The following is a 14555-nucleotide window of genomic DNA, read 5'->3' on the forward strand; positions in this document are numbered from 1 at the left end:
AAAACATCGACATATCTTGAAAGACACGCCCATTTGAACAAGCAGCGAATACTGTCTTTATTCAAAGAGCCCGTCATCACTTTCAGCTGAATCTTTGATAAGGAAATCAAGATATGTCAGTAGCACCGCAATACAAGTACACCCCTGAGCAGGTCACCGCAGCATTCAATGAAATAAAAGCGACGCTGTTCAGCGGCATCACGGCCGAGGCAACCCCCAAAATCCTGGTCGTTGCCGGGCTGCAAGGGTCAGGTAAAACCTACCTGCTGGAAAAGACCCTGCTGCCTTCAAATCGCTACAACAATTATGTTCGTCTTTACCTGCCCGACTACCGCAAGAAACACCCCCAATACGCAGAGATGATCAAACTCGGCGTCTTGCATGCGTATGAGCATACCGAGGCATTTGTTCGCGAAGTCAGTACGAAAATCTATAAGCAAGCCTTCAGCCGCAAATTCAACATCATCATGGAATGTGCGTTCGATAGCCTCGCATTCGCGACCTTCCCGCCGTCGGCGACCGCCGCCGGTTATCAGTTCGAAACTCACATCGTTGGTTGCACTCGAGAGTTTGCTCATGTGTCGAGCATTAAACGAGCGTTCAAAAGCCTTGAAGACCAGGAAATGGAACGGTTTCTCACGGTATCGAAACTGGATGCCAGCATGAATTATGCGCCTGCGATCATCCTGGCCTTCGAGACGGCTGCAAAAGCGGTCAGCGGCTCGCAAGTCAATGTGTATGAACGCGGGTTCGGCGTGTTGAACGAGCGAACCTTGATTGCCCAGAGTACTTACTCCAAAGCTGCCGACGGTTCCGTCACCACAACGACAACCAAGGTGGATTTTGCGTACAGCATCTATTCGAACATTATCGACAACCACGTCTTCGCGGCGAGCGATCGCGATGAAGTCATCAAAGAGTGCCACCTGGCGCTGCTCAAGATGGCGACTTATGCTTCGCATGTTCCGAAATTCGTCTACAACGATCTGTACGCCTACATCGTCAAACACGTGAATCGATAACGTTGGGCGAGGAGTACCGTTTTTCCGGCTTTCCAAATGCGTGGTTTGTCGCATACTCCAAAAAAACGGTCGTACCAAGAGGCATCAATGAACGAGGATCGGACCAAAGCCAGCGCCATCGACGACAGTCGTTTTCGCCTGTTGATCGATGCTGTGATTGACTACGCGATCTACATGATTGATCCCGATGGCATCATCACCAGTTGGAACACCGGCGCCAGGCGTTTCAAGGGGTACGAGGAGTCTGAAATCCTCGGTCAGCATTTTTCGCGGTTCTATACCGAAGAGGATCGCCGTGCCGGTTTGCCCCAGCAGGCACTGGATACGGCGATCCGGGAGGGGCGTTTCGAGGGGGAAGGCTGGCGGGTTCGCAAGGACGGCACGCATTTCTGGTGCCACGTGGTCATTGATCCGATTCTTGACCCGTCGGGCACGTTGCTTGGGTTTGCCAAGATCACCCGGGACCTGACCGACCGCAAGATGGCTGAAGAGATCCTCAAGCAAAGCGAGCAGCAATTCCGCCTGCTGGTTCAAAGTGTCACTGATTACGCCATCTACATGCTCACCCCGGATGGCCGCATGACCAATTGGAATCTTGGGGCTCAGCGCATCAAGGGCTACTTGCCCGAAGAGGTCATTGGCCAGCATTTTTCGATGTTTTACACCCCGGAAGATCGCGAGGCCGGCGAACCACAACGGACTCTGGACATTGCGGTACGTGAGGGGCGATTCGAAAACAAAAGCTGGCGCATGCGCAAGGACGGTACGCGGTTCCTGGCGCATGTCGTGGTCGACCCGATTTGGGGCGACACCGGCACGTTACTCGGCTTTGCCAAGATCACCCGTGATATCACCGAAGTCACACAAGCCCAGCAGACCTTGGAGCAAACCCGCGAAGCGCTGTTTCAGGCGCAGAAGATGCAGGTCATCGGTCAACTCAGTGGTGGCATTGCCCACGACTTCAACAACTTGCTGACCGTCATCCTTGGCAATCTGGAAATCATCGGCAAACGCGTCGGCGACGATTCGAGAATTACCCGATTGGTGGACAACGCTACCCAGGGTGCCCAGCGTGGCGTAACCCTGACTCAGCGCATGCTGGCGTTTGCCAGACGCCAGGAGCTCAAGTCCGAACCTGTCGAGATCCCGACGCTGGTGCAAGGGATTACCGGACTGTTGCGCAGCTCACTTGGGCCTTCGGTGATGCTCGAAACACGCTTTTCACAAGAACTTGAACCGGTCCAGGCCGACATCAATCAGCTCGAACTGGCGGTACTGAATCTGGTGACCAACGCTCGAGATGCAATGCCCCATGGCGGAAAAATCGTGATCAGTGCCCAGACTGATGCGGTTCTGGACAAGTCGCAGCTTTCCCTGGCGCCCGGTCGTTATGTCTGCCTGAGTGTCACCGATACGGGTGAGGGCATGGATGACGCGACGCTGGCATCGGCAATGGACCCTTTTTTCACCACAAAGGGCGTTGGCAAAGGCACTGGCCTGGGGCTGTCGATGGTTCATGGTTTTATTGAGCAATTGGGCGGCCGATTCGTTCTCAAGAGCCTGAAGGACAAAGGCACAACCGCCGAACTGTGGATACCCGTCGCCGCCGCTGGTTCAGTCGCCCAACCTGTTGCCGAGGAGCAAGCCGCACCGCCGGTGCCCCGACTGTGTGTGTTGGTGGTGGACGACGACAGCCTGGTATTGACCAGTACCTGCCTGTTGCTCGAGGACCTGGGGCATCGAGTGATCAGTGCAGCGTCCGGCGCGCAGGCGCTCGCAATGTTCGACAGCGAACAGGCGATTGATCTGGTCATCACCGACATGGCCATGCCGCAGATGAATGGCGCGCAACTGGCGCAGGCCATCCGGATCATCAAGCCGAACCTGCCGATCATCCTTGCCACCGGTTACGCCGAGCGTCTGGAAGGTTTCGCGACCCGACTGCCGCGGCTGTCCAAACCTTTTACCCAACTTAATCTGGTGGAAATCATTGCCTCGACCATGAAGTGACAACGCTTGCTCGGTGTTTGGCCGCTTTTGTGGTCGTGTGCATATCCGGTTCTGCGGTGATGGCTGATTACGGTTCCGCTCTTACAGCGGGTCACTTGGAAAAGCCCCAAGTAACCAAGGGCTCTTGCCCCTTTCGTTCGGTGCCTCGCTGTGGCTCGGCATGCCCTCGCTCCGGTCCTGCTCCGTGGGCCCGCCGCCATCGGCCATCCATGGCCGGGGGCGGCTAACCCGGCATCCATGCCGGGTTGCCCACTGCGCAGAACCTCCACTCGGCCTCCCGATGGGGCGTGCACCCCAAGATCAAAAGCTGGAGGCGAGCTAACGCTCGGCCTGATGAGTGGTGAGAAGCAAAAGCTGTACGCCGATCTGCTTTCTGTGGGAGCGGCGGTGCGACGATTCGACTTGCTCGCGAAGCTGTTGATCTTGCCGTTGCCGTTGCCGTTGCCGTTGCCGTTGCCGTTGCTTTGGCTTTTGATTTTGATCTGTTGCCCCTTTCCCAGAGGCCGAACGCAGGCGTTGCGCAGGGGGCACCGCGGCAAGGATGCCGCGGTAGCCGCCCCCGGCCATGGATGGCCGATGGCGGCGGGCCCCCGGAGCAATGCCTTCGTTACGGCATGCCGAGCCACAGCGAGGCACCGAATGGCGGGGCAAGAGCCCTTGGTTACTTGGGGCTTTTCCAAGTGACTCGCTGTAAAAGCGAAACCGCCAGCCGCCGTTACCGCAGAAACGGATATGCCCCCAACCTTAAGCGAACAGCATTACAGTGCCTTGCCATTCCTCCAGCATCAAGCCGCCAGATTGCCTGCACTCATCTCTTTCTTGTACTGAACTTTCAAACTTTCCATTTGCGCACCCAACTCTTCCAGGGTGGCTTTGCCCAACAGCTTCCTGGCCTGAGGAAACATCTCGGTTTCCTCCTCTTCAATGTGATGTTCCAGCAGCTCCTTGACCACTTTCACCCGGCCGGAAAATTCCGGCGTGGACGGGTCGGTGTCCTTCAAGTCTGGCAGCACCAGCGAATCTACGGCGCGATGTTCTTCCTTGGCTTCGTAATACATGACGTCCTGCTCCTTGCCCCCGGCTTTCTTGTACGCCGGGTACAAGACTTCCTCTTCGAGACGGGTGTGGATGGCGATCTCCATTTCCAGCTTGGCCAGCAACTCGCCGCGCTTTTTAACACCACGCTCGGTGGATTCGCTTAATTGGGTCAGGATGCCTTTTACACGTTCATGGTCGGCTTTCAACAGGTCTATGGCATTCATGGTCGAGTCTCTCCAACATGTCAGGGGGTGAGCGCGAACGGTCTCAAGGCCGAAAGTCGCTCATTGTCCTGGAGCATTTGTCGTGCCGGTTTTTGCCAGTGCGATAATGTGTTTACAAAACAATAAGTTGAAGTGACTGATGGCGAACTGGGGTCATGCAGCCTGCATGAGTCCGGAAATTGACTCATGCAGTTCGCAGTGGAACTTAAGAGAGTCTTGAATCAGAGAAACCTGTGGCGAGGGAGCTTGCTCCCGCTTGAGTGCGTAGCACTCACAAAAATCGGCAATGATTGTCAGATTTTTGGGGCCGCTACGCAGCCCAGCGCGAGCAAGCTCGCTCGCCGCAGAGGTACGCACGATCCAAGAGCGCGCTTAAGTGAACAGCATTAGGTGACTGCGCCGGGCTTTTCAACGTTCAGGAGATGGATTCGGGTTGCTGGAGCGAACGATGAGCGTTTTGCGTGGATATCGAGACAGGTGGGAAATCTTCGTTGAGCAGCCGCAAGTGCTCGATCGCTTCCTTGAACTTCAAGTCGGCCTTTCTACGCAAGGCCCGATAACGATCGAACTGTTCCACATCCATGTCGCTGCCCTCGAGTAACGCGAAGGCACTACGGCTGAGCGCCTGGGCCTCTTCAAACATTTGATGATTACGTTCCAGGGCCAAAGCCCGGCAAGCTTTGATTTCATCGGAGGTGGAATAGTGAACCATGACCAGCACCTGATTTTTTCGAGGTTCTTCTTGATAGGTATCGATGCCGCAGGGGAACCGAACCTGGCATGTCCCGACCGTGCAAAAGCCGGGTGGGATTAAGGTTGTGACCTGCGGGGTCGCTCAAGGACTTCAAATTTATCAGTGAGGAAATTCGATAATTCATGCCGTAAATACTCACGACCAAATCAAAAAATCTGTTTTTTTTGCCGTTCATATCGAGCCAGGATCGGTTGAGTACTGATCCCGTGAAGCAGGATGCTGAGCGCGACCACGGACAACGTCAGGTCGGTGCATAGCGTTGCTATCGACTCACCCAACCCGTGGTTCAGGGCATAAAACAGGTAATAAAGACTGCCGATGCCGCGTATGCCGAACCAGCCAATCAGCATTCGCTGGTGGCCGTTGAGCAAACTGCCCCAAGGCATGGCGACGACGCTCAGTGGTCGTATCAGGCAAAACAACACGCCGGCGATCGACAGCGCACGCCAGTCCCAATGCGCCATCAGCACCACGCCGAGCAGCGTCACCAGAAACACTTCCATGGCCCGTTCCACCAGACTGCCAAAGGCGAGCATGTCGCCCATCATGATGCCCGCGGCGACCTGAGTGTCTTCAAGGCTTGCGGTATCACCATGAACCGCGTGCTGCGGCTCGACGTTCTGATGTCCCACGACAGGCTGAACCAGATGCTCGGCAGGAAGCTCGTCGTCGCCGGTGGATTTGACTTCCTCGTGGCGCAAACCCAAGCCGGCGGCGAACACTGACAGAAAGCCGTAACCGTGAATCCACTCGGCCCCGACATACGCCAGGGCAATCAAGGCGAGGGCGAGGTAATCATTCGGGGAAAGGGTGCTGTCGTCATTTTTGATGCGCATTAACAAGGTCAGGCGGCCAATACCGCGGCCCATCCAGTAGCCGGTGAGCAAACCGGCCGGGACTGCCCACAACAGACTGCGCAACACCCAGTCGCTGAGCCAACCGGGGTTGCTGTCGTGTTGCACCAGCAGCAGGCCGAGGATGACAAACGGGAAGGCGATCCCGTCATTGAGCCCGGCTTCACCCGACAGCCCGAAGCGCACGCTGTCGTCATCCCGGGCGTCGTTGACCTGCACCAGAGCGGCGAGCACCGGGTCGGTGGGCGCCAGAATCGAGCCGATCAACACGGACGCGCCCCAGGACAATTCGAAAGTGTAATGCAGCAACAGGCTGACCCCGGCAATGGTCAACACCATGACCGGGCCAGCCAGGCCGTAGGCAATGCGCCAGTTTTCGTTCCTGAGCGGCAAGCGCAACTTCAAACCGCAGACAAACAACGAAAACAGCACGGCGACTTCCGTCAGGTGCTCCATCCAGGTGGACGCATCTTCGGTGTCCAGTTTTAACAGTCCAAGCCCCGCAGGACCGATGGCTGCGCCCAGCACCAGACACACCGCCGACGTGGTCACCGGCATCCAGCGCAGGTACGAAGAGGTCAGCGCCAGCGTCAGCAGCACCGCACCCAACACCGCCACCCATAAAATGAAGCTCATGCTCGGTACTCGCCGGGTGCATGCCGCGATGCAGGGCCTGCGCCATCAACCGACGGTCGTGCGCAGGTATTCAGGCGTCAATACGTTGAACCATAGCAGGATCATCGAGACCAGGAGGGTGACCAGCACCAGCAGGCCGACGCCCCAGACGCAAGCGGCATTCAGCAAGCCTTGTTCCTTGCGCTCATGCATAAAGGTCGGCAAGCCGACGAACAGCAGAAACGTCGAATAGATCGACGCCGCGCCCAGCACCACAATCGCCAGCCAGCGGCTCGGGTACAAACCGGCGAAGCCTGCGAGGAAAAACGGGGTCACGGTGTAAGCGGCAAAACCGATGCATTGGTTGACGGTCGGCCGCGCGTCGAAGGTGCGCGACATCCAGCGGATGAACAGCCCCATCAGCGCCACGCCGGCGACGATGGTCACGTACAGCAGAACGCAGAGTTGTAGCGCGCTGGCGCTGCTGAGTTTGACTGTTTCGTTTTCGACCAGGCTCCAGCCGATGTAGGTGGTCCCGATAAACAGGCACACGGCAGGGATCATGGCGAGCAACAGTAAATGAGCGAGGTAGTGGTATGGATGCGCTTCCTCTTCCTTGCGGATATCCGTCCACGCGTAGTTCGGTTGGGTGAACAGCTTGACGATAGGTGCGGACATGATGACCTCCAGATATCGAAAGGCCCGCCATTGGAGGGCCTATAAGAATGTGGAGCTCTGGAAATGGCGACGGGTTCAACTTAAAGCATCGGCTTGCCACCGGTAATTCCATAGCGCTGCCCCGTGATGTAACTGGCCTCATCCGACGCCAGCAACACATAAATCGGCGCCACTTCCACCGGTTGGCCCGGCCGGCCGGGCGGGGTTTGACCGCCGAAGTTCTGAACCTCTTCATCGGGCATGGTCGAGACAATCAGCGGCGTCCAGATCGGCCCCGGTGCCACGCAGTTCACCCGAATGTTCTCCGGCGCCAGCATCTGCGCCAGGCCAGCGGTGAAGTTGGCAATTGCACCCTTGGTCGTGGCGTAAGGCAGGAGGGTCGGTTTGGGCATGTCGGAATTGACCGAACTGGTGTTGATGATCGAACTGCCGGGTTTCATGTGCTTCAACGCGGCCTGACTGAGCCTGAAAATGGCGGTGATGTTGACGTCGAAGGTCATCACCCATTCTTCGTCCGGGATGTCCTCGAGGTGTTCGTGGCTCATCTGGAACGCGGCATTGTTGACCAGCACATCAATCCGGCCGAAGCGTTCGACTGTCTTGTCCACCAAGGCCTGGCAGTGGGCTTTCTGCGCCAGGTCACCAGGCAGCAACAGGCACTGCCGGCCGGCCTGTTCGACCCAGCGCGCGGTTTCCTGCGCGTCTTCATGTTCATTGAGGTAGGCGACGGCGACATCCGCGCCTTCACGGGCGAAGGCGATCGCTACGGCGCGACCGATGCCACTGTCGGCACCGGTGATCAGGGCGATCTTGCCGTCCAGTCGGCCCGAGCCCTTGTAGCTTTGTTCGCCACAGTCGGGGTACGGGTCCATTTTCTTCTGGGAGCCGGGGACTGGCTGGCTTTGTTTCGGGAAGGGTGGTTTGGGATAGGCAATCATTGCGAAATCTCCGTTCTCAAGGCAGAGGAGTCAAAGGGTTGACCCTGGTGTTTTGCCTTGAGTTCGGTTGGATTTCCGTGATGGTCACTCTTGTCGCCGATCGTTCCCACGCTCCGCGTGGGAATGCCTCAATCGACGCTCTGCGTCCGCTCTTGGGACGCGGAGCGTCCCGGGCTGCATTCCCACGCGGAGCGTGGGAACGATCATCACAGGGGGGATGTGTCAGGCTTTGCGATTGAGCAAGCTGCGCTCCATCCGCGCAATGCCTTCTTCCAGCAATGACCGTGGGCAGCCGAAATTCAGGCGCACGAACTGTTTGCTGTCATCGCCGAAATCCAGACCAGGGCTCAACCCGACCTTGGCCTGTTCAAGGAAAAACTGCTGAGGGTTATCCAGGCCCAGCGCCGAGCAATCGAGCCACGCCAGATACGTGCCTTGCGGGATATTCATGGTCACCCCCGGCAGTCGCGTATTGACCGCGTCCACCAGATAATCCCGATTGCTTTGCAGGTACGCCTTCAACCCGGCCAGCCAAGGGCCGCCTTCGCTGTAGGCGACGCGCGTCGCTTCCATGCCCAGCGGGTTGACGCTGTCGACCATGCCGCAGCGGGCGTGGTTGACCTTTGCACGTAAAACCGAGTCCTGAATGATCATGAAAGACGTCTTCAGACCGGCAATGTTGTAGGCCTTGCTGGCCGACATCAGCGTGATGGTGCGCTTGGCGATTTCCGGGCTCAGGGACGCCGTCGGAATGTGCACGCGCCCGTCGAAACACAGCTCGGCATGAATCTCGTCAGAGATGATCCAGGCATCCTGCTCCAGGCAGATGTCGGCGACCGCTTGCAGTTCTTCTCGCGGGAAGACTTTGCCCACCGGGTTGTGCGGGTTGCTCAGCAGCAGCGCACCGCCACCGGTCAGCGCCCGATTCAAGGCATCGAGAGGCGTGGCGTAAGTGCCGTCCGCCAACGCGTCGAATTCGAGTTCAACTTTGTTCAAGCCCCAGTGACCCGGCGCATGGCGCAGCGGCGGGTAGTTCGGAACCTGGACCACAACGTTCTGCTGCGGCTGGACCAGCGCATTCAGCGCCATGTTGAAACCCGACTCCACGCCCGGCAGGAAAATCAGTTCTTCAGGCAATACGCGCCAGGCGTACTTGTTCCAGAGGTCGGCGACGATGGCATCGCGCAAGTCATCCTGGGCCACGCTGTAGCCGAGCATCGGGTGTTCCAGACGTTTTTGCAGGGCCTGGATGATCACCGGCGGTGCGGAGAAGTCCATGTCGGCCACCCACATCGGCAACACGTCGGCCGGGTAACGGCTCCATTTGGTACTGCCGGTGTTGTGGCGGTCGAACACCTGATCAAAATCGAAAGTCATGCTCAGTCTCATAAAAAGCGTGGTTGAACGTGGGGTCATGATAAACGCCAAGCCCGTGTGGGAGCGAGCCTGTGTGGCGAGGGGATTTATCCCCGTTGGGCTGCGAAGCGGCCCCGAAATTGAAAACCGCGGTGTGCCAAGTACTCCGCGCATGATGGTTTTACGACTGCTTCGCAGCCGAACGGGGATAAATCCCCTCGCCACACAGGCTCGCTCCCACAGGGGCTTGTGTGTGGTGGCTGAGGCCCCGGTATTGCCCGATGGTCGGTTTTCACACAGTCAGTTCTAACATTGTCTACAGTTTTAAGTGTCGGCAGCCAGACTGCCGCCACCATGATTGTCCAGAAAAACCCGGCAAAAATACCGGGTTTCCACCTGACAGGAGTGCACGATGGACCTCAACCGTCGTCAGTTCTTCAAGGTCGCTGGTATCGGCCTTGCGGGCTCGAGCCTCGGCGCGCTGGGCATGGCCCCCGCGACTGCCTTCGCCGAGCAGGTGCGCCACTTCAAGCTTGCCCACACCCATGAAACCCGCAACACCTGCCCGTACTGCTCGGTCGGCTGCGGTGTGATCATGTACAGCCAGGGCGATGCGGCCAAGAACGTCGCGCAAAACATCATCCACATCGAAGGCGATTCCGACCACCCGGTCAACCGCGGCACCCTGTGCCCCAAAGGTGCCGGTCTGCTCGACTTCATTCACAGTCCCAACCGTCTTCAGTACCCACAGGTGCGCAAGCCCGGCACCACAGAGTGGACGCGAATCTCCTGGGATGAAGCGCTGGATCGCATCGCTGACCTGATGAAGGCTGACCGCGACGCCAACTTCATCGAGAAGAACGCTCAGGGGAAAACGGTGAATCGTTGGCTGACCACCGGTTTCCTTGCGGCGTCGGCGTCGTCCAACGAAGCGGGTTACATCACCCACAAGGTGATTCGCAGTCTGGGCATGCTGGGGTTCGATAACCAGGCACGTGTCTGACATGGCCCGACGGTGGCAAGTCTTGCCCCGACGTATGGCCGTGGTGCCATGACCAACCACTGGACCGATATCGCCAACGCGAATCTGGTTCTGGTGATGGGCGGCAACGCAGCAGAAGCGCACCCTTGCGGTTTCAAATGGGTGACCGAAGCCAAAGCCCACAACAAGGCGCGGCTGATTGTGGTCGACCCGCGTTTCACCCGTACCGCCTCGGTGGCCGACTATTACGCGCCGATCCGCACCGGAACCGACATCGCCTTCATGGGCGGGCTGATCAATTACCTGCTGACTGAAGACAAGATCCAGCACGAGTACGTGCGCGCCTATACGGACGTGTCGTTCATCGTCAAGGCCAACTACGGCTTCGAGGACGGGTTGTTCAGCGGTTACGACGCTAACAAACGCACCTACACCGACAAGTCCGGCTGGGGCTACGAAATCGGCGAGGACGGCTTCGCCAAAGTCGACCCGACCTTGCAGGACCCGCACTGCGTCTATCAATTGATGAAGCAGCATTACAGCCGCTACACCCTGGAGCTGGCCAGTCAGGTTTGCGGCATGCCCACGGACGCGATGCAAAAAATCTGGGAAGAGATCGCCACCTGCTCACAACCGGGCAAGACCATGACGATTCTCTACGCCCTGGGCTGGACCCAGCACTCGATTGGCTCGCAGATGATTCGCAGCGCGGCCATGGTGCAACTGCTGCTGGGCAACGTCGGCATGCCGGGCGGGGGCGTGAACGCCCTGCGCGGGCACTCCAACATTCAGGGCCTGACCGACCTGGGCTTGCTGTCCAACCTGCTGCCCGGTTACCTGACCCTGCCATCCGAAGCCGAACAGGACTACAACGCCTACATCGCCAAACGTGCACTCAAGCCGTTGCGCCCCGGGCAGATGTCCTACTGGCAGAACTACGGCAAGTTTCACGTCAGCCTGATGAAAGCCTGGTACGGCGCCAATGCCACTGCTGAGAATAACTGGGGCTACGACTGGCTGCCCAAGCTGGACATTCCCGGCTACGACATCCTGAAAATGTTCGACATGATGGGCAAGGGCGAGGTCAATGGCTACATGTGCCAGGGCTTCAACCCGATCGCCGCATTACCGGACAAGAACCGTGTGATGAAGGCGCTCGCCAAACTCAAATGGCTGGTGGTGATGGACCCACTGGCCACCGAAACCTCAGAGTTCTGGCGTAACGTCGGGCCTTACAACGATGTGGAAACGGCCAGCATCCAGACCGAAGTCATCCGTCTGCCGACCACCTGTTTCGCCGAAGAAAACGGTTCACTGGTCAACAGCGGTCGCTGGCTGCAATGGCACTGGAAGGGCGCCGACGGCCCGGGCCAGGCGCGTACCGACGTGAAGATCATGGCCGAGCTGTTCTTGCGCCTGCGCAAGCGTTACCAGGCCAACGGCGGTGCCTGGGCCGAGCCGATCCTCAAACTCGACTGGCCCTACAAGACGGCGGATGACCCGACACCGGAAGAGCTGGCCCGGGAATTTAACGGCTATGCCATCGCCGATGTCACTGACGCCTCAGGTGCGGTGGTCAAGGCCGGTCAGCAGCTGTCCGGCTTTGGCCAACTCAAGGACGATGGCAGCACGGCTTCCGGGTGCTGGATCTTCTGCGGCAGCTGGACCGAGCAGGGCAATAACATGGCCCGGCGCGACAACAGCGATCCTTTCGGCATGAAACAGAACCTGGGATGGGCCTGGGCCTGGCCGATGAACCGGCGGATTCTCTACAACCGCGCCTCCTGCGACCCTCAAGGCAAACCGTGGGATGCGAACAAACGGCTGGTGTGGTGGAACGGCAAGGCCTGGACAGGCACCGACGTGCCCGACTACAAGGTTGATGCCCCACCGGAAGCGGGCATCAACCCGTTCATCATGAACCCCGAAGGCGTGGCGCGTTTCTTCGCCCTCGACAAGATGAACGAAGGCCCGTTCCCTGAACACTATGAGCCGTTCGAGACGCCCATTGGCATCAATCCGATGCACCCGAACAACAAGCAGGCGACCAGCAACCCGGCCGGGAGAATCTTCGATTCAGTCTGGGAAACCCTCGGGCAGGCCAAGGACTTCCCTTATGCGGCGACCAGTTACCGGCTGACCGAACACTTCCACTTCTGGACCAAGCATTGCCCCATCAATGCCGTGACCCAACCCGAGCAGTTCGTCGAGATCGGCGAAGTGCTGGCCAAGGAGAAAGGCATCGTGGCCGGCGACCGGGTCCGTGTCAGTTCCAAGCGCGGGCATATAGAAGCAGTGGCGGTGGTGACTAAGCGGATTCGTCCGCTGCAGGTCAACAATCAGGTGGTGCACCAGATCGGTATCCCGTTGCACTGGGGATTCACTGGCGCCACCCGTCACGGTTACCTGACCAACACCCTGGTGCCGTTCCTCGGCGATGGCAACACTCAGACCCCGGAATCCAAGTCATTCCTGGTCAACGTGGAGAAAGTCTAAATGGCCAGCCAAGACATCATCGCTCGTTCGGCCACCACGACCGTCCCGTCCTCGGTACGCAATCAAGAGGAAGTGGCCAAGCTGATCGACACCACCAAGTGCATTGGCTGCAAGGCGTGTCAGGTCGCCTGCTCGGAATGGAACGAGCTGCGCGACGATGTCGGTCACAACCTCGGCACCTACGACAACCCGCAGGACCTGAGCGCAGAAACCTGGACCTTGATGCGCTTCACCGAGCATGAAACCGACGCCGGCAACCTGGAGTGGCTGATTCGCAAGGACGGCTGCATGCACTGCGCCGAGCCCGGTTGCCTGGCGGCGTGCCCGAGTCCGGGGGCGATTATCAAGCACGCCAATGGCATCGTCGATTTCGACCAGGACCATTGCATCGGCTGCGGTTATTGCATCACCGGTTGCCCGTTCAATATCCCGCGAATCTCGCAAAAGGATCACAAGGCCTACAAATGCACATTGTGCTCGGACCGGGTGGCGGTGGGGCTGGAGCCGGCCTGCGTCAAAACCTGCCCGACGGGCGCCATTGTGTTCGGCACCAAGGACGACATGAAAGAACACGCGGCCGAAAGGATCGTCGACCTCAAGAGCCGTGGCTTCGACAATGCAGGCCTGTATGACCCCGAAGGGGTCGGCGGCACCCACGTCATGTACGTGCTGCACCACGCCGACACACCGAAGTTGTATGCCGGCCTGCCGAACGCTCCGACCATCAGTCCGCTGGTGGACCTGTGGAAAGGCGTGAGCAAACCCTTGGGATTGCTGGCGATGGGTTTGGCGGTGCTGGCCGGGTTCTTCCACTACGTGCGGGTCGGACCGCAGCTGGTCGAGGAGGATGAACTGCCGACCACCGTTGATCCTGCGGTGCATGAAGTCGATCCGTCAGTACACATCTTTGATCCGCGCGGGGAGGACAGACCATGATCCGCAGACAGATCCTGCGCTACACCTCGAACCAGCGCACCAATCACTGGCTGGTGGCGATTTTCTTCTTCATGGCGGCGCTGTCGGGGCTGGCGTTGTTCCATCCGGCACTGTTCTGGCTGAGCAATCTGTTTGGCGGTGGGCCGTGGACGCGCATTCTGCATCCGTTCATGGGCGTGGTGATGTTCGTCCTGTTCCTGGGATTGGTGATTCAATTCTTCCGGGCGAACTTCTTTATCAGCAATGACCGCTTGTGGCTGCGACGCGTCGGGCGGGTAATCAAAAACGAGGAAGAGGGCGTGCCGCCCATCGGCAAGTACAACCCTGGGCAGAAGCTGCTGTTCTGGACCTTGCTGATTTGCATGCTGGTGCTGTTGTTCAGCGGCTTGGTGATCTGGCGCGCGTATTTCAGCGAGTACTTCGGCATCACCAGCATTCGTTGGGCCATGCTGCTGCATGCGTTGGCGGGTTTGATCCTGGTGCTGAGCATCATCGTTCACATCTACGCTGGCATCTGGATCAAGGGTTCGGTCAGCGCCATGACGCATGGCTGGGTCAGCCGCGCCTGGGCGAGGAAACACCATGAACTCTGGTACCGCGAAGTGACCCGCGACGAGCACCCCGACCGGCCAATCAGCAAAAAAGGATAACC

Annotated in this window: 11 protein-coding genes; 5 read left to right on the plus strand and 6 right to left on the minus strand. The window is 58.6% G+C overall.

What is annotated here, in order from left to right; genetic code table 11:
* Positions 1–113: 113 nt before the first annotated feature.
* Complete coding sequence (locus IB252_RS10860; RefSeq protein WP_192408503.1) at positions 114–1022, plus strand: zeta toxin family protein; 909 nt, start codon at positions 114–116, stop codon at positions 1020–1022.
* A gap of 87 nt (positions 1023–1109) precedes the next feature.
* Positions 1110–3032 (plus strand): PAS domain-containing sensor histidine kinase, encoded by a 1923-nt coding sequence (locus tag IB252_RS10865; RefSeq protein ID WP_192408504.1) that lies wholly within the window; start codon positions 1110–1112, stop codon positions 3030–3032.
* A 785-nt stretch (positions 3033–3817) separates the two neighbouring features.
* Here the strand turns inward: IB252_RS10865 and IB252_RS10870 are convergent.
* The 6 genes from IB252_RS10870 to IB252_RS10895 form a co-directional block, all read right to left on the minus strand.
* A complete protein-coding gene (locus IB252_RS10870) occupies positions 3818–4294 on the minus strand; it encodes a hemerythrin domain-containing protein (protein ID WP_192408505.1) in 477 nt (158 codons plus the stop codon).
* Between the two features lie 415 nt (positions 4295–4709).
* A complete protein-coding gene (locus IB252_RS10875) occupies positions 4710–5006 on the minus strand; it encodes a hypothetical protein (protein WP_192408506.1) in 297 nt (98 codons plus the stop codon).
* A 188-nt stretch (positions 5007–5194) separates the two neighbouring features.
* Positions 5195–6538, minus strand: coding sequence for a cation:proton antiporter (locus IB252_RS10880; RefSeq protein ID WP_192408507.1), 1344 nt, complete (start codon positions 6536–6538; stop codon positions 5195–5197).
* 45 nt (positions 6539–6583) lie between these two features.
* A complete protein-coding gene (locus IB252_RS10885) occupies positions 6584–7195 on the minus strand; it encodes a Yip1 family protein (protein WP_192408508.1) in 612 nt (203 codons plus the stop codon).
* Between the two features lie 80 nt (positions 7196–7275).
* Positions 7276–8133: an SDR family oxidoreductase gene (locus IB252_RS10890; protein ID WP_192408509.1), complete on the minus strand. Its 858-nt coding sequence runs from the start codon at positions 8131–8133 to the stop codon at positions 7276–7278.
* Between the two features lie 222 nt (positions 8134–8355).
* Complete coding sequence (locus IB252_RS10895) at positions 8356–9510, minus strand: MalY/PatB family protein (RefSeq protein WP_192408510.1); 1155 nt, start codon at positions 9508–9510, stop codon at positions 8356–8358.
* Between the two features lie 391 nt (positions 9511–9901).
* Here IB252_RS10895 and fdnG point away from each other — a divergent pair, with 391 nt between their 5' ends.
* The 3 genes from fdnG to IB252_RS10910 are packed head-to-tail and all read left to right on the plus strand — an operon-like array spanning position 9902 to position 14553.
* Positions 9902–12967, plus strand: coding sequence for a formate dehydrogenase-N subunit alpha (fdnG, locus tag IB252_RS10900; RefSeq protein ID WP_192408511.1), 3066 nt, complete (start codon positions 9902–9904; stop codon positions 12965–12967).
* On the plus strand, positions 12968–13903 hold the full coding sequence (gene fdxH, locus IB252_RS10905) for a formate dehydrogenase subunit beta (protein ID WP_192408512.1): 936 nt from the start codon (positions 12968–12970) through the stop codon (positions 13901–13903).
* Positions 13900–14553 carry a formate dehydrogenase subunit gamma gene (locus IB252_RS10910; protein WP_192408513.1) on the plus strand — a complete coding sequence of 218 codons (654 nt, stop codon included), beginning with the start codon at positions 13900–13902 and terminating at the stop codon, positions 14551–14553. The genes fdxH and IB252_RS10910 overlap by 4 nt, the downstream gene beginning before the upstream one ends.
* Positions 14554–14555: the final 2 nt, after the last annotated feature.

Source organism: Pseudomonas sp. PDM10, from assembly GCF_014852295.1.
In the GTDB taxonomy this organism is placed as follows: Bacteria; Pseudomonadota; Gammaproteobacteria; order Pseudomonadales; family Pseudomonadaceae; genus Aquipseudomonas.

What these genes read in the sequence shown, in the direction of transcription:
- IB252_RS10860 (WP_192408503.1), top strand. Translation starts at nt 114, where the DNA reads ATGTCAGTAGCACCGCAATACAAGTACACCCCTGAGCAGGTCACCGCA.
- IB252_RS10865 (WP_192408504.1), top strand. Translation starts at nt 1,110, where the DNA reads ATGAACGAGGATCGGACCAAAGCCAGCGCCATCGACGACAGTCGTTTT.
- IB252_RS10870 (WP_192408505.1), bottom strand. Translation starts at nt 4,294, where the DNA reads ATGAATGCCATAGACCTGTTGAAAGCCGACCATGAACGTGTAAAAGGC.
- IB252_RS10875 (WP_192408506.1), bottom strand. Translation starts at nt 5,006, where the DNA reads ATGGTTCACTATTCCACCTCCGATGAAATCAAAGCTTGCCGGGCTTTG.
- IB252_RS10880 (WP_192408507.1), bottom strand. Translation starts at nt 6,538, where the DNA reads ATGAGCTTCATTTTATGGGTGGCGGTGTTGGGTGCGGTGCTGCTGACG.
- IB252_RS10885 (WP_192408508.1), bottom strand. Translation starts at nt 7,195, where the DNA reads ATGTCCGCACCTATCGTCAAGCTGTTCACCCAACCGAACTACGCGTGG.
- IB252_RS10890 (WP_192408509.1), bottom strand. Translation starts at nt 8,133, where the DNA reads ATGATTGCCTATCCCAAACCACCCTTCCCGAAACAAAGCCAGCCAGTC.
- IB252_RS10895 (WP_192408510.1), bottom strand. Translation starts at nt 9,510, where the DNA reads ATGACTTTCGATTTTGATCAGGTGTTCGACCGCCACAACACCGGCAGT.
- fdxH (WP_192408512.1), top strand. Translation starts at nt 12,968, where the DNA reads ATGGCCAGCCAAGACATCATCGCTCGTTCGGCCACCACGACCGTCCCG.
- IB252_RS10910 (WP_192408513.1), top strand. Translation starts at nt 13,900, where the DNA reads ATGATCCGCAGACAGATCCTGCGCTACACCTCGAACCAGCGCACCAAT.